General features: G+C 70.2%; 13 protein-coding genes. 7 read left to right on the top strand and 6 right to left on the bottom strand.

The genetic code is table 11. The annotated features are described in order from the left end of the window. Positions 1-230: 230 nt before the first annotated feature. The gene (locus H4W30_RS07870) at positions 231-2,300 is read left to right on the top strand and encodes an AMP-binding protein (protein WP_192742158.1); all 2,070 of its coding nucleotides are present in this window, start codon (positions 231-233) and stop codon (positions 2,298-2,300) included. Between the two features lie 125 nt (positions 2,301-2,425). Here H4W30_RS07870 and H4W30_RS07865 read toward each other — a convergent pair whose 3' ends face one another. Next, entirely contained in the window at positions 2,426-4,051 is a 1,626-nt protein-coding gene (locus H4W30_RS07865) for an AMP-binding protein (protein ID WP_192742157.1), read from the bottom strand. Positions 4,052-4,159: 108 nt separating this feature from the next. Between H4W30_RS07865 and H4W30_RS07860 the strand changes: the two genes are divergently transcribed. Next, positions 4,160-4,975, top strand: a complete 816-nt coding sequence (locus H4W30_RS07860; RefSeq protein ID WP_192742156.1) for a helix-turn-helix transcriptional regulator — start codon at positions 4,160-4,162, stop codon at positions 4,973-4,975. Between the two features lies 1 nt (position 4,976). Here the strand turns inward: H4W30_RS07860 and H4W30_RS07855 are convergent, their stop codons facing one another. Next, positions 4,977-5,594: a hypothetical protein gene (locus tag H4W30_RS07855; protein WP_192742155.1), complete on the bottom strand. Its 618-nt coding sequence runs from the start codon at positions 5,592-5,594 to the stop codon at positions 4,977-4,979. Positions 5,595-5,743: 149 nt separating this feature from the next. On the opposite strand from H4W30_RS07855, the gene H4W30_RS07850 reads away from it, so the two are divergent. Together H4W30_RS07850 and H4W30_RS07845 are read left to right on the top strand one after the other, a co-directional pair. Continuing rightward, positions 5,744-6,721, top strand: coding sequence for a GlxA family transcriptional regulator (locus H4W30_RS07850; RefSeq protein ID WP_192742154.1), 978 nt, complete (start codon positions 5,744-5,746; stop codon positions 6,719-6,721). Between the two features lie 64 nt (positions 6,722-6,785). Continuing rightward, the gene (locus H4W30_RS07845; RefSeq protein WP_192742153.1) at positions 6,786-7,775 is read left to right on the top strand and encodes an alpha/beta fold hydrolase; all 990 of its coding nucleotides are present in this window, start codon (positions 6,786-6,788) and stop codon (positions 7,773-7,775) included. Between the two features lie 168 nt (positions 7,776-7,943). On the opposite strand, the gene H4W30_RS07840 is transcribed toward H4W30_RS07845, so the two are convergent. Together H4W30_RS07840 and H4W30_RS07835 are read right to left on the bottom strand one after the other, a co-directional pair. Further along, positions 7,944-8,903 (bottom strand): DUF6528 family protein, encoded by a 960-nt coding sequence (locus H4W30_RS07840; protein WP_192742152.1) that lies wholly within the window; start codon positions 8,901-8,903, stop codon positions 7,944-7,946. A gap of 78 nt (positions 8,904-8,981) precedes the next feature. After that, entirely contained in the window at positions 8,982-9,938 is a 957-nt protein-coding gene (locus tag H4W30_RS07835; protein ID WP_192742151.1) for an Acg family FMN-binding oxidoreductase, read from the bottom strand. A gap of 159 nt (positions 9,939-10,097) precedes the next feature. Here H4W30_RS07835 and H4W30_RS07830 point away from each other — a divergent pair, with 159 nt between their 5' ends. After that, positions 10,098-10,394 carry a dsRBD fold-containing protein gene (locus tag H4W30_RS07830; protein WP_192742150.1) on the top strand — a complete coding sequence of 99 codons (297 nt, stop codon included), beginning with the start codon at positions 10,098-10,100 and terminating at the stop codon, positions 10,392-10,394. Between the two features lie 6 nt (positions 10,395-10,400). On the opposite strand, the gene H4W30_RS07825 is transcribed toward H4W30_RS07830, so the two are convergent. Then, positions 10,401-12,143: a sensor histidine kinase gene (locus tag H4W30_RS07825; RefSeq protein WP_192742149.1), complete on the bottom strand. Its 1,743-nt coding sequence runs from the start codon at positions 12,141-12,143 to the stop codon at positions 10,401-10,403. 130 nt (positions 12,144-12,273) lie between these two features. Between H4W30_RS07825 and H4W30_RS07820 the strand changes: the two genes are divergently transcribed. Beyond that, entirely contained in the window at positions 12,274-13,251 is a 978-nt protein-coding gene (locus H4W30_RS07820) for an Acg family FMN-binding oxidoreductase (RefSeq protein ID WP_192742148.1), read from the top strand. Positions 13,252-13,266: 15 nt separating this feature from the next. On the opposite strand, the gene H4W30_RS07815 is transcribed toward H4W30_RS07820, so the two are convergent. Continuing rightward, on the bottom strand, positions 13,267-13,899 hold the full coding sequence (locus H4W30_RS07815) for a response regulator (protein ID WP_192742147.1): 633 nt from the start codon (positions 13,897-13,899) through the stop codon (positions 13,267-13,269). A gap of 188 nt (positions 13,900-14,087) precedes the next feature. Between H4W30_RS07815 and H4W30_RS07810 the strand changes: the two genes are divergently transcribed. Beyond that, positions 14,088-14,393, top strand: coding sequence for an ANTAR domain-containing protein (locus tag H4W30_RS07810; RefSeq protein ID WP_192742146.1), 306 nt, complete (start codon positions 14,088-14,090; stop codon positions 14,391-14,393). The last annotated feature ends 29 nt before the right edge of the window (positions 14,394-14,422 follow it).

The following is a 14,422-nucleotide window of genomic DNA, read 5'->3' as shown; positions in this document are numbered from 1 at the left end:
GCCGCCTCGCGCGCCGGAGGCTGGCGAGAATCGGACGTCGCGATCAACACCGTCGGCGGACGGCATCGCGCCGCCGGAGCACTTACCCTTTCCTGGTGGCCTTTCCGGGCACGCGATCGTTCGGAGTATTGCGTTCGGCCGATTGCTGGTAGGTTCGCCGAACTTGACGACGAAGGAGGCGCCGGCAGCGGCCCGGTCAACACCCGAACGCGCGTGGTGAGGCGAATCGCATGCGAGACGATGTGGTCCAGGCGAGCTCGATTCTCGGGCATTCCCCCGGCCAGGTTTGGGAAGTGATCGGCGATCCCGAGTCCTACTCGAGGTTCGTCGCGGAGATCAGCTGGTGCGAGATCCAGCGCCCCGCCGAACGCGGGCGCGGTCCGAAATGCCTCGTCCGGCTGGAGCCGCGGCCGGGAACACTCGTCGTCGGTGACATCGAAGCCCGCGTCTGGCGCCCTGGCGAGCACGTCGTCTGGTGCGGCGTCGAGGAGGACGGGAACTGGGTCTCGGTCGAGCTGCGGCAGGCTCCCGGCGGCGGCACGGAACTCATCGCTCAGCTGATGCTTCCGGCGCCGCACGCCAGTCTGGTGTCCGCCGCGTCCTTCAAACGCACCGTCCGCGCGACGGCCCGCCGGATCGATCTACACCTTTCGGGCCGGGCGGCGACGCCCCAGGAGGAACCGGCGCACAGCAAGGCCACCACGCTGCACACGGCGAGCACGCTGATCAAGGCCGGGGTGCTCGCGGCCGCGCGCCCGGACAAGATCGCCCGGCAGCTCACGTCGTTGTCGCAATGGGGCGCCACCGTCGCCGGCGGCTACACGGCCAACGCCGCCCGCGTGCCGGACGACGTCGCGTTGCGCGACGAACGCAACGTCCGGACGTTCAAGCAGACGGCCGATCGCAGCAACCAGCTCGCGCACGCGCTCGCGGCCCGCGGCGTGCGCGCCCGTGACCGGATCGCCTTGCTGTGCCGCAACCACGCCGCGATGGTCGAGTCACTGATCGCGTGCAGCAAACTCGGTGTGGACGCGATCCTGCTCAACACCGGGCTTTCCGCCGGCGCGGTCGCGGACGTGATCGGGCTGCACAAACCGGTCGCGGTGCTCGCCGACGACGAGTTCTCGCAGATCATCGCCGGCATCCCCGGCGATTTCCTGCGGCTGTCCACCTGGCCGGAGACCGAGAACGGCTACCCGACCATCGATCAGCTGATCGCCGGGGTGCCAGCCACCAAACTCAAACCGGTCGACCGGATCGGCAGGCTCGTCGTCCTCACTTCGGGCACCACCGGAACCCCGAAAGGTGCACGCCGTCCGACGCCGAAAGGACTGTCGACGTCGGCCGCCATGCTCGACCGCATCCCGCTCCATTCCGGAGACCGTTTCGTGGTGGCCGCGCCGCTGTTCCACAGCTGGGGGCTCGCCGGGATGCAGATCGGGATGGCCGTGCGCGCGTCCCTGTCGCTGATCCGCCGGTTCGACGCCGAGGAGATCCTGCGGACGATCGCCGAACACCGCTGCGGTGTGCTGTTCGCCGTTCCGATCATGTTGCAGCGCATCCTCGACCTGCCGGAACGGATCCGCGCCCGCTACGACCTCTCGTCGCTGCGGATCGTCGCCAGCAGCGGATCAGCGCTGCCCGGCACGATCGTCACCGAGTTCATGGACACCTTCGGCGACGTGCTCTACAACTTCTACGGCTCCACCGAGGTTTCGTGGGCCAGCATCGCCACGCCCGAGGACTTGCGCGCCGCGCCGACGACGGCAGGCCGGTGCCCGCCCGGCACCCGCGTCGCCATCCTCGACGACGACCACAATCGGGTCCCGCCGGGCTGGGAGGGACAGATCTTCGTCGGCAACGACATGCTCTTCGATGGCTACACCGACGGCGCCAGCGTGCCCCGCGCCGAGAACCTGATGGCGACCGGCGACGTCGGCTACCAGGACGCCGCCGGACGGCTCTTCGTCACCGGGCGGGCGGACGAGATGATCGTGTCCGGTGGGGAGAACGTGTCCCCTCGCCCGGTCGAGGAGGCCATCGCCGCCCTGCCCGGCGTCCACGAAGCCGCGGTGATCGGCGTGCCGGATCGCGAGTTCGGGCAACGGTTCGCGGCGTACATCGTGCCGAAACGCGGTGCCCGCATGAGCGCGGACGACGTCCGCGCCTACATCCACCACCGGCTGGCCCGCTTCGCGGTCCCGCGGGACGTGTACTTCGTCGAGGAACTACCCCGCAACGCGACCGGCAAGGTACTCAAGCGGTTGCTGAGGGACGAAACCTGGCCGATCGACCAGTGACCCGACGTGCGCCGGGGCGTAACTCGCGTGATCGAAGGCGTAACTCGCGTGATTGGAGGCGTAACTCGCGTGATTGGAGGCGGAAGAGCGTGTTACCTCTCCAATCACGCGAGTTACGCCTCTGATCACGCGTGTTGCGCGTTCGAATGCCGCTCCCGCAGGAGAAAGCGCTGGATCTTCCCGCTGGGCGTCTTGGGGAGCTCCGTCACGAAGTGCACCTCACGCGGGTAGGCGTGCGCGGCGAAGCGGGTCTTCACCAGCTGCTGCAACTCGGCCACCAACGCGGTGTCGGCGGAGGCACCGTCCCGCGCGACCACGTACGCCACGATCACCTCGCCGCGCAACGCGTCCGGGACACCGACGACGGCGCATTCGGCCACCGCGGAATGCTGCTGCAGAACGCTTTCCACGTCGAACGGGCCGATACGGTAGCCAGCCATCAGGATGACGTCGTCGTCCCGCGAAGCGAAGGTCAAGTAACCGTCGGCGTCCTTGGCGGCGACGTCGCCGGTGTAGTACCAGCGACCATCGGGGCTGAAGCGCGCGGCGGTGCGCTCGGGCGCGTCACGGTAGCCCCGGAACCACACCAGCGGGCTCGCCGGGAGGTCCACGGCGACGCGTCCCCGTTCTCCCGGCTCGGCCACCACGTCGGCGTCTTCGCGGAGGACCTCGACCGCGAAGCCCGGCAGGACCCGCCCCATCGAGCCGGGTTTGACCTCCGAGCGGAGGTCCGGATGCCACGCGTTGCCCACCACCATGCCGAGTTCCGTCTGTCCATAGTGGTCGTAAACGCCGACGCCGAGCTTCGACGACGCCCACTCCAGGACGTCCGGGGTCAACGGTTCCCCCGCCGAAGAACAGTGCCGCAGGCGGAGACCGTCCGGCACCGGCGCGGCCGAGTTCCGGAGCGCGCGATACACCGTCGGAGCGGCGGCGAAGTTGGTGACACCGAACCGCTCCAGTACCGCCCACGTCAGTTCGGCCGAGAAACCCGCGTGCAGCAACAGACTCCGCCTGCCGGTCGCCATCGGCGTCATGATCGCGTAGTACAGACCGTAGGCCCAGCCGGGGTCGGCGGCGTTCCAGAAGACGTCGTCGGCGCGGACGTCGAGCGCGAAGTCCTGGTACGCCTGGAAACCCGCGAGCGCGCGGAGCGGAATCGGGACGGCTTTGGGCGTTCCCGTGGTCCCGGAGGTGAACAGCTCGACCAGGACACCGGCCCCACCGGTCACCGCGGCTCCCCGCAGCGGCGCGGCGCCGGCCAGCATCTCCCGGAACGACAGATCACCCGGCTCGCCGTCACCGACGACCACGATCCGCCGCGAAGGGTCGTCCGGCAGATCAGCGGACGGCGTCAGCTTCGAGCGCTGGCCGGCGTCGGCGATGACGACCTTCGTGTCGTTGCCGGTGACGCGCAACGCGATGGCGGGCGGCGCGAACGCCGTGAACAGCGGGACGTGCACCGCGCCCAGCCGCCAGATCGCCAGCAGCGCCACGACCAGCTCCGCCGACTTTCCCATCAGCGTCGCGACGCGGTCCCCCGGCCCGACCCCGAGGCCGAGCAGTGCCCCGGCGAAGCGTTCCGACTGCTCGCGCAGCTCGCCGTAGGTGAGAGCGTGGCTGGTCAGATCCGCTTCGACCACGGTGAACGCCACCGCCTCCGCCGGATGCCGGTCGCACAGCAGCGTCGCCGCACTGGCCCGCTCGTCGTCGTAGACCTCGAGCAACCGCCGGACGTGAGCTTCGGTCATCGTTTCTCCCGGGACGTTGGCGAAGGCGTACAGTTCCCGGAATCGTGCGGGCGGGCCCGATCCGTCCACCACCCCCGATCGAGGGGGATCACCAAGGAGGGTGAGCCGATGCCGGTCGACGACGCCCAGCTCCTCGGCGCGGTCTCGGACCTGCGCCGCGACACCGGCCTGCCGGTCGGCTTCGCCGGGGTCGCCGGCACGTCACCGCGGATGCGGCTGACCGCGTTCCTCGGCAATCGGGGCACCGCGTTGAACGGCCTGTCCGTCCGCGCGGGCCGCGGCCTCGGCGGCAAGGCGCTCGCGCTGACCCGGCCGGTGGTCGCCAACGACTACCACAGCGCGACCACGATCAGTCACGACTACGACGAGCCCGTCCGCGACGAGGGCATCCACTCGGTGGTCGCGATCCCCGTCGTCGTGCGCCGCCGTGTCCGCGCCGTGCTCTACGGCGGCCTGCGCGACGAGGCCACCCTCTCCGACCGGACGATCACCGCCGCCCTGCACGCGGCGCGCGATCTCGAACAGACCCTGGCCGTCGAGGACGAGATCGAGCGGCGGCTGGCGGAAGCACGGCCGCTGGCGGAGCATCGCGAGGAGGCCGCGCCGCGGGAACGGCTGCGTGAGGTCTACGGCGAGCTCCGGGCGCTCTCCGGACAGATCACCGACGGCGTTCTCCGTGACCGCCTCGACGAGGTGTGCGCCAACCTCACCGGCGCCGCTTCCCCGGCGGTGCGCCTCGCGCCGAGGGAACTGGACACCGTCGCGCTCGTCGCGCTCGGCCTGACGAACGCCGAGATCGCGCACCGGCTGGGGCTGACCGCGGAGACGGTCAAGAGCTACCTGCGGGACGCGATGCGCAAGCTCGACGCGACCTCCCGGTTGCAGGCCGTCACGCACGCGCGGCGGATCGGCCTGCTCCCCTGACTCAGGACGGCGGCGGGAGCGGTGACACCGAGGCGATGCAGTACTTGTCGGCGCTTTCCCGCCGGACCTCCATGGTCGCGGTGAAACTCTCTTCGTAGTTCAGCGTCCCGGACATGGTCACCGAGATCAGGTCCGGACCCGCCTGCTTCGGCTCCTCGGCCGTGAGCGACGCGTTCCGGTCGCCGAACGCCTTCGCCGCGGCCCGGATCTTGTCCTTCGAATCCGCGCAGGCCGACTCGGCGGCCTTGGCCGGCTCGTCGCCGAACACCGCGAGCATGAACTTGCCCGCCAGCACCGGGCCCCAATTGAGGTGCAGCGGGGCCTGCGTCGGGCTCGCCGACTTCGAGGATTTGCTGTCGCTCAGCAGGAATCCGGGAGCGACGAACGCGAGGATCACGAAGACGACCACCACGAGCGCGCCGCCGCCGGCGATCAGCCCGATCAGCAGGCCGTTGCCCTTCTTCGGCGGCTGCTGACCCGGATACTGTGGCCCGCCGTAGCCCGGCGGCGGGTAGCCCTGCTGCGGATATTGCTGCTGGGGGTACTGCTGCTGGGGATGTTGTTGCTGGGGATAGCCCTGCTGCCACTGTGGCCCTTGCGGTCCCTGTGGGTACGACATCTACGCTTCCTTCCCCCGGCAACCTGTGCGGGAGGAATCTACCGTCCCCTTCGGACAGTCGATCACCGGCTCCGCCGCAGGTCAGGTCTCGTGAGCGGTAATGACGGTTAGAACCGTCCTCACCACTCACGAGTCTCTAGAATCGCCCCATGAGACGGCTGGCCGTGGTGGTCTTCGACGGGGCGTCGCTCGGCGCGATGTCCTTCGCGTTCGGCGTGTTCGAGATGGCTTCGGCCTTCGGGGAGTTGCCCGACCTCGAACTCAAGGTAGTCGGCGGCGAACCGGGGACCGCGTTGCGTGGCGGCGGGCTGACCGTGCCGGTCCCCGAAGACCTCGCCGCGGTCCGGGACGCCGATCTGGTGCTGGTCCCGAACTGGCGGTCACCGATGGAGGATCCGCCGGAAGCCGCCCTGGAGGCGCTCCGCGCGGCACACGACCGCGGAGCCAGGGTGGCCGGGCTGTGCAGCGGGGCCTTCGTCCTGGCCGCGGCCGGCCTGCTCGACGGACGTCCCGCGACCACCCACTGGGCGATGGCCCCGCTGCTCGCCGCCCGGTTCCCGGCCGTCCTCCTCGACGAATCGGTGCTCTACATCGACGACGGCGACATCCTGACCGCGGGCGGCGGCGCGGCGGGGATGGATCTCGGCCTGCACCTGATCCGCTCGTGGTGCGGCGCGGAGGTGGCGAACCGGCTGGCGAAGGGCATGGTCGTCCCGCCGCACCGGCCCGGCGGGCAGGCGCAGTACATCGAGTCGCCGATGCCGGATCTCGACGAGGGCGACCCGGTGTCGGAGACGATGGCCTGGGCGCTGACCCGGCTGGACACGGCTCTCCCGGTCGACGAACTCGCCAGGCGGGCGCATATGAGCAGGCGCAACTACGACCGCCGGTTCCGCGAGATCACCGGCGCCGCCCCCGGCACGTGGCTCACCCACCAGCGTGTCATCCGCGCGCAGCAACTGCTCGAATCGACCGACCTCCCGGTCGACGAGATCGCCAGGTACTGCGGGTTCTCCTCGTCCGCCGCGCTCCGCCCGCATTTCCGGCGGCAGGTCGGGGTCACGCCGGTGTCCTACCGCGAGACGTTCGGAACCAGGCTGGGCGTGCCCGAACCCATCCTGTCCTGAAACGAACCTCGTTTGGCGAAAACACCGCTCACGGCCGGCGCCTCGGTCCGGCGACGATCGAAGCATGACCGAGAACAGCCGTTCCTTCCTCAACCGCCGGTCCATGCTCACCCTCGGCGCGGGTGCCGCGGCCGCGCTGGTGGCCTCGGGTGGCATCGCCGAGGCCGGCCAGTCCGGCGTCCCGGGCGACGCGGACCTCGCCCGGTCCCTCCCCGGCGGTTTCCGCAGCGAGTACACCCACGTCAACGGGACGCGGCTGCACTACGTCGCGGGCGGCCGCGGCGAGCCGCTGATCCTGCTGCCGGGCTGGCCGGAGACGTGGTGGCAGTACCGCAAGGTCATGCCCGAGCTGGCGAAGCGGTACCGCGTCATCGCCGTCGACCTGCGGGGTATGGGCGGTTCGGGCAAACCCCAAGGCGGGTACGACAAGAAGACGATGGCCCGCGACATCTTCGAACTCCTGCGCTCGCTCGGCCTCCGGCAGGCGCATATCGCCGGGCACGACGTCGGCGCCATGGTCGCGTTCGCCTTCGCCGCCAACCACCCCGAGGCGACGAAGACCGTCACGCTGATGGACGTCTCGCATCCCGACGAAAGCCTGTACCAGCTCCCCATGCTGGCTCCGCCCGGGCAACCGGTGAACGTCTGGTGGTTCGCCTTCAACCAGGTCGCGGCCCTGCCCGAGCAGCTGCTGGCCGGCCGGTCGCGTTTCCTCGTCGACTGGATGTTCGACCATCTCGCGGCCGATCCGGCCTCGATCGGTGCCCGGGACCGGGCGATCTACGCCGCCGCGTACGACCGTCCGGACGCGATCCGCGCGGGGAACGGCTGGTACCAGGCGTTCGGAGCGGACATCGAGGACCAGAAGGCCTACGCGAAGATCACCGCCCCGATGCTGGGGCTGGGATCGGAGTTCAACTACGACTACCTCGCCGCGGTCCTGCCGTCGAAGGCGGCCGACGTCCGGGTGCGGAAGATCTCCGGTTCCGGGCACTTCGTCGCCGAAGAACAGCCGCGGGCGGTCGTCGAAGAGCTGCGCACCTTCCTCGGGTGAGCCCTATACCCCGAATGGGTCAATTCCGCCCGCCGAACGGACCGATTCACTCGGTCAGGTGAAAGACGCGGCCACGCGTCATTCTCGCGACGGGGTCCCCTCTTCTCTGGTGTGTCGGTACCGGCCGTAAAGCCCCCCGAACGGCCGGTACCGACACGGAAGTTCAGCTCAACCGATCCACCAGCGGGCCTTGTAGATCCACGCGCCGTGCAGCGCCAGCTCGGCGCGTGGAAAGGCCAGCCGGACGGTGTCCGTGCACCACGTGCACAGGTGCCCGTCCTGCACCGAGGCGGTCACGACCTGCCCGGTCCGGGGGTTCGTCGACACACTCTTCACATGCGGCCGGTCGATCTCCCGCGCGCCCGCGTAGCGCTGGGTGAACCCGCCGCTCGTCTTCGAGAACTGGTACACCCCCGTTTCGTTGGTCACCCACAGCAGATCCGGCCGTCCCGGGACCGGCTGGAGATCGTGCCCGCCCTTCGTCGGCACCGGCACGGAGCGCTGCTCGGTGAGCACCGGCGCGGCGGGCGTGCCGCCGACGGTCAACGCGACGAGCGCGTCCGTGCCCAGCGCCCACAACACGTTCCGGCCGGCGTCCCACACCACGCCGTGCGCCCCCACCAGCCGGTACTCGGTGTAGGTCGTCGAACGCTGCCCCTGCGAAGCGGTGTAGATCCGCACCCAGCCGCCGGTGCTGGCCGCCACGGCGACGTTCCCGTCCGGCAGCAGTTCGATGCTGTGCGGGTTGGCGGGCCCGCCCACGTTCGCCGCCCAGTACGCCCGGTCACCGGCCGGATACGGTACGACGGCGGCGAAACCGCCCGACGCCGACGTCAGCAGGTACTTCTCTCCGCCTCGCTCGGCGAGCTTCGCGTCGCTCGGGTTGCTCCACGAACCCGCCAGATCCGCCAGGCCGTTGGCGGCGTTCGGCGCCCACGCCCAGCTCACCTTCCGGTCCCGCCAGGAGGCCCGGTCGGCGGGCAGGACCAGGATCCGCTTGGACGCCTGCTCGGTGATGACGATCGAACCGCGATCGCGTGCGCCGGCGTCCGCCACCGCCGGCGCGGACGCCGCGACCGAGAGGCCAGCGATGACCAGCGCCACCCAGGATTTCCGCATGATCTTCATAAGGGAGACCGAACCCGCCCCGGGTGACGGGTGGGTGGCGGCGGCCCGAAACGTGGATGTCGACGAGATGACCCCGGATCAGAGGCTCGCCTCGGACCGCCGGAGCAGGACTTCACCGACCTCGCGGCGGGCGGTCATCGGCACCGGGCGGCCGTACCCGAAGCGAACCATGGCGTGCGGCCGGCCGAGGTCGGCGAAGATCCGGTCCATCGCGGCCCGCGTCTCGGGGGTTTCGAACGGCCTGCCGACGAACGACGTCGCGAGGCCGGCGGCCGTCGCCGTCAGCAGGACCCGCTGCAGCACCATTCCCGCCCGCAGATCCGCGGCCGGTCCGCCGTCCGCGGTCAGCACCGCGCCGAGCACTGGATCACCGCCCTCGGGCTCGGCGGTGAAGAAGGGCTCCTGCGCGGGAACGGGATGGGGTGACGGCGGCCTGGTCGGAGCCGGGACGCCGTCCGGCGCGTGCGGCGTCCGCCTGGTCCACAACGCGACCTCCGCCTGGAACGCTCCGTTGCGTGCCTGTGCGGTTTCGGCCCGGTGCAGCACGCGGGCGACCGCGTTCGCCCGGTCACCACGCCCGAACAGCTCCAGCAGCCCGCCTTCCACGAGCGCGGCCGCCCGCAGCGTCGTCCGCGCCCACAGGGGCACCGGCCGGTCCAGGAACGGACGGCGGTTCGTGTGACGGCGGAAGACGACTTCGGCCAGCCGTCGCTCCTCCGGCGAGGAGAACCGGTCGCCGTCGATCTCGAGTTCGGCGAGCAGATCCGGCTCGTCCGGCTTCGGCATCACCCGCAGCGAAAGGGTCTTGCCGTTGGATCGCAACGAAATCATCAGGTTGAACATCGCCGCGCCGCACGACAGCCGCGCCTCGCGGGCGTCCGGGTCGGCGATCCGGAGCACCCTCGTGCGGTCGAGCCACACCTCGATCCGGTCCCGGTCGGCGACGAACCGCCACGGCTGGGTGTTGAGCGGGGACGGCGCGCGGACGGCGGCCGCCACCGCCTGGTCGACATGGGTCGGCAGCGGGATCTTCATCGTGGCCTCTCTCCGGAAGACGAGGGTTGGTCCACCTTCGGCCGGGGTACCCGGCGACCGCAGCGGCCGCCGGTCACGACTTCCGAGGACTTTCGCCCCCGATTCGCGGGAGCGAGGACTTAGGACCCTGTGCCACGAACGGCGGTGATGGGAGTCTCGATGACCGGAACGGAGCCGACGATGACGGACAAGTGGACGATCGACGTGTCCCTGCAGCACGAGCCGTACCGGGTGCGCGCGGAAGCGTTGCTCCGGCTCGAAGACGGCGGCGAGTTCGTCGGTGTAGGAATCGCGGAAGCCGGGCTGAGAAACGGCTCGGCCTCCCAGATCGGCTCGTACCTCGCGGTGACGCGGGCGCTTTCGGACCTCACCGCCGAACTGCTGGAGACCGTCGCCTCCGACGTCGCCCGCTCGGTCGAAGTCGACGGGGTCCTCACCACGCAGTCGACGAACTGACCGCGGTCAGCGCAAGGGGGCGGACCACTCGATCCTGGTTCCGCCCTCTTTCCGCGTCTCCGCCCGGAAGGCTCCGCCCGCCTTCTCCGCGCGATCGCGCAGGTTCCGCAGCCCGCCGGGCTCGACGGGCTCACCGCCGATACCGGTGCCGTCGTCGGTGACGACGATCCGCAGAACGTCGTCCTTCACCGCCACGCTCACCGAAACCCCGCTCGCCCGCGCGTGCCGGGCCACGTTGCCGACCGTTTCCCGCACCACCGCTTCGGCGTGTTCGGCGAACGCGAGCGGCATGGAGTCGAGCGGCCCGGACAGGCTGACCGTCGGGTGGATGGGCGTGTCGTCGGTGAGTTCGGTGATCGAGTCGTAGAGCCGGTGCCGCAGCCGCACTCCCTGCTGGCCGGCCTCGCCACCGTGGAGATCGAAGATCGCCGTGCGGATCTCGTGCACGATCTCGTGCATCTGGTCGATGCTCTCGCCGATCCGCCGCCGCAGTTCCGGCGAGTCCGCCCGGCGGTGGGTGCTCTGCATGGCGAGCCCGACCGCGAACAGCCGCTGGATCACGTGGTCGTGCAGTTCCCTGGCGATCCGGTCGCGGTCGGCGAGCACGTCGAGTTCCCTCGCGGTGCGCTGCCGCGCCGCCAGTTGCAGCGCCAGCGCGGCCTGGTCGGCGAACGAGGCCACCACCGGCAGCTGGGAGAGCTCGAAGGGGACGGCACCCGGATTCCGGACCGCCATCAGCACGCCGGAGGTCCGCTCCCGCGCCCGTAGCGGCACCACGAGCGTCGGCCCGAAGCGCAGCTCCTCCTCGGCGCCGAGCGCGAGTTCGGGCACGCTGCGCGGGGTCCGGTCGCGGTAGACCGCCCCCGGCAACGAGGTGGCGACCTCGATCCGTGTCCCGGTCAGCTCCGCCGCCCGCGTGCCCGCGCAGACGGCGATCGTGAGTTCGCCGGCCTCTTCCTCTTCGTCCGGGCCGACGTCGAGCCTGCCGGAACCGGGCAGTGCCAGCAAAGTGAGGTCGGAACCGGTGAGTTCCAGGGCCCGGCCCGCGATCAGGTTGAGCGCGTCCACCGGGTCGGTGCCGCCCAGCAGTTCCGTGGTCACCTCGCTGGTGGCGGCCTGCCACTGTTGGCGGATCCGCGCCCGCTCGTAGAGATGGGCGTTCTCGATCGCGATCCCGGCCGCGGCGGCGAGGGCCTGGACGACCACCTCGTCGTCCTCGGTGAAATTCTCCCCGCGTTTCTCGGTGAGGTAGAGATTCCCGAACACTTCGTCGCGCACCCGGATCGGCACACCGAGGAACGAGCTCATCGGCGGATGGCGCGGCGGGAACCCGGCCGACGCGGGATGCCGCGAGATGTCGGCCAGCCGCACCGGTTTCGCCTCGTCGATGACGAAACCCAGCAGCCCGTGCCCCTTCGGGAGATGCCCGATCTGTTCCTTCGTCTCGCCGTCGATACCGAGGTAGACGAATTCGGCGAGGGAACCGTCGTCCGCTATCACCCCCAGCGCGCCATAAGTGGCTTCGCCGAGATCGATGGCCGCCTGCACGATCCGGCGCAGCGTCGCGTCCAGCTCCAGCCCCGAGGCGACCGCGAGCACCGCTTCGAGCAGGCCGTCCATCTTGTCGCGGGTGCCGACGAGCCGTTCGACGCGGTCCTGCAGATCCCGCAGCACCTCACGAATCCGCAGCTGGGAAAGGGCGCCCGTGATCCGGTCGTCGTTTCCGCCCAGCCGGTCATGAGCCGACATCCTGCCGCGCCTCCGAAGATCGGGACGACTTGCTGCCGTGGTGACTTTCTCCTCTTTCGGCCCCGCACCGCGGGCGGGGACCGTTTCACGAGACAACCTTATTGCCCGTGGCGCGGCGGCGGGGGAAACCATGACCATACAAGTCACCAGGGTCGGCCGTTTGAACTCCGAACAGGTGAATTCGGTGCTCCGGTCGGCGACGCTGGCCCCGTCGACGCACAACACCCAGCCGTGGCTCTTCCGGTGCACCGCCACCGGAATTGAAATCCACTCCGATCCGCGCCGGCTCCTGCCCGCCACTGATCCGGACGGCCGGGAAATCGTTCTCTCGTGCGGCGCGGCCCTGTTCACCCTTCGGACGGCGATTCACGCACTGGGCTTCCATCCGGCGACGACGCTGATGCCGAGCCGCGCCGATCCCGATCTGCTGGCCGTCGTCCGCCCGCTCGCCGAGCGCACGCCTGATCCGAAGGTCGTCCGGCTCGCGCGTGCGATCCCCCGACGGCGGACCAACCGGCGGCCCTTCCTGTCCAACGCGGTCCCGGAACCCACGCTCACCGCGCTCCGCCACGCGACCGAGCTGGAGCACGCGTGGATGTCGAGCCTCGACGCGGACCAGTGCCATCTGCTGCACGACCTCACCTCCCGCGCCCGGCGCGAGCAGCTCTCCGACCCGGCGTTCCTCGCCGAACTCGGCCGCTGGACCGGGCTGGCCGCGAGCACTCGCGACGGAGTGCCGTCCTACGCGACCGAGGGCTCCCCCATCGACGAAAGCTGGCTCCTCGACGAATTCGGCGAAGGCCACAGCGGCACGCTGCCACTTCCCCTCGTGGTGGTGATCGGTTCGCTGACCGACGAACGGCTCGACCGGCTGCAAGCCGGCCAGGCGCTGCAACGGGTTCTGCTGACCGCGACCTCCGCGGGCCTGGACGCGTCGTTCATCTCGCCGCCGATCATGGTCCGCGGGGCACGCGCCGAACTCCGGCGGCTCCTCGGCTGCGGGGTGTGGCCGCAGGTGCTGCTGCGGCTCGGCTACGGGTCGCGGCTGCCGTGGACGCCGCGGCGCCCGCTGGAGGACATGCTGCTCGACACGCTCATCTCCGCGTGAGCCAGGACAGAGCCTTCACTGCCGCCGCAGTTCCGTGGCCAGCACGGCCGCCTGGGTCCGCCGCTGCATCCCGAGTTTCGTCAGCAGCCGGGACACGTAGTTCTTCACGGTCTTCTCCGCGAGGAACATCCGCTCGGCGATCTGCCGGTTGGTCAGTCCCTCGCCGATCAGTTCCAGCAGGGTGCGTTCCTGGTCGGAAAGCCCGGCGAGCGGCCCCTTCTTGACCGCGTCGTCGCGGAACTTCGCCATCAGCGTCGCGGCGGCCCGCGTGTCCAGCAACGACCGGCCGAGGCCGACCTCCTTGACGGCCGCCACCAGGTCCATCCCCCGGATGTCCTTGATGACGTATCCGCTCGCGCCCGCCATGATCGCGTCCAGCATCGCCTGCTCGTCGGTGTAGGACGTGAGCATCAGGCATTTCAGCTCGGGCATCTTGGAGCGCAGTTCGCGGGCGAGTTCGACGCCGTTGCCGTCCGGCAGCCGCACGTCGAGCACGGCGACATCCGGCCGCAACGCCGGGATCCTCGCCAGCGCTTGGGAAAACGTGGCGGCCTGACCGACGACGCACAGGCAGGCGTCCTCCTCGAGCATGTCCGCGACCCCGCGACGGACCACCTCGTGATCGTCGACCAGAAACACCCGGAGCATTCCGACCTCCACGGTTTCCCCCTCGGCTATGAGCGTACGGCGCACGGCCGGTCACTGCGACAGGCCAAAGGGCCCTGTTCGGCGCCCGTTCGAGTGGCCGCCACCGGCCGGACCAGGTCCATTTGCATCATTCGAGTCAGGACGTTCTCTTCTTCCGGAGCAATCCGGCCGCTGCGACGATCGACCTCATGTCCGAGACCACGCTTTCGACGGCCCCTCCGGCCGGATCCCCCGACCCGGCCGACGACCTCGTGGCCATGCGCGATCGCATCCGCTTCTACCGTGCCCGCGCCGAGCAGCTCCAGTACGCGCTCGACAACCGGCTTCCCATCGAACAGGCGAAGGGGATCCTCGCCGAGCGGTACCAGATCGACGTCGACGCGGCGTTCGAACTGCTGCGGTCGTTCTGCCGCAACAACAACATGAAGATCCACGACGTCGCCAGGAAGCTCATCGAGCAGCCGGGCGAGGGCGACCGCCGGATCTCTTGCTGAGTCACGCCAAGTTCGGCGGGGGGCCCGCG

It is taken from the genome of Amycolatopsis roodepoortensis, assembly GCF_014873915.1.
Taxonomy (GTDB): domain Bacteria; phylum Actinomycetota; class Actinomycetes; order Mycobacteriales; family Pseudonocardiaceae; genus Amycolatopsis; species Amycolatopsis roodepoortensis.
Note: the sequence above shows the minus strand (reverse complement) of the source record. Positions and strands in the feature narration are given on the sequence as shown.

Bases quoted from the DNA above. Each gene is read 5' to 3' on its own strand.
- H4W30_RS07870 (WP_192742158.1), top strand. From the start codon at position 231: ATGCGAGACGATGTGGTCCAGGCGAGCTCGATTCTCGGGCATTCCCCC.
- H4W30_RS07865 (WP_192742157.1), bottom strand. From the start codon at position 4,051: ATGACCGAAGCTCACGTCCGGCGGTTGCTCGAGGTCTACGACGACGAG.
- H4W30_RS07860 (WP_192742156.1), top strand. From the start codon at position 4,160: ATGCCGGTCGACGACGCCCAGCTCCTCGGCGCGGTCTCGGACCTGCGC.
- H4W30_RS07855 (WP_192742155.1), bottom strand. From the start codon at position 5,594: ATGTCGTACCCACAGGGACCGCAAGGGCCACAGTGGCAGCAGGGCTAT.
- H4W30_RS07850 (WP_192742154.1), top strand. From the start codon at position 5,744: ATGAGACGGCTGGCCGTGGTGGTCTTCGACGGGGCGTCGCTCGGCGCG.
- H4W30_RS07845 (WP_192742153.1), top strand. From the start codon at position 6,786: ATGACCGAGAACAGCCGTTCCTTCCTCAACCGCCGGTCCATGCTCACC.
- H4W30_RS07840 (WP_192742152.1), bottom strand. From the start codon at position 8,903: ATGAAGATCATGCGGAAATCCTGGGTGGCGCTGGTCATCGCTGGCCTC.
- H4W30_RS07835 (WP_192742151.1), bottom strand. From the start codon at position 9,938: ATGAAGATCCCGCTGCCGACCCATGTCGACCAGGCGGTGGCGGCCGCC.
- H4W30_RS07830 (WP_192742150.1), top strand. From the start codon at position 10,098: ATGACCGGAACGGAGCCGACGATGACGGACAAGTGGACGATCGACGTG.
- H4W30_RS07825 (WP_192742149.1), bottom strand. From the start codon at position 12,143: ATGTCGGCTCATGACCGGCTGGGCGGAAACGACGACCGGATCACGGGC.
- H4W30_RS07820 (WP_192742148.1), top strand. From the start codon at position 12,274: ATGACCATACAAGTCACCAGGGTCGGCCGTTTGAACTCCGAACAGGTG.
- H4W30_RS07815 (WP_192742147.1), bottom strand. From the start codon at position 13,899: ATGCTCCGGGTGTTTCTGGTCGACGATCACGAGGTGGTCCGTCGCGGG.
- H4W30_RS07810 (WP_192742146.1), top strand. From the start codon at position 14,088: ATGTCCGAGACCACGCTTTCGACGGCCCCTCCGGCCGGATCCCCCGAC.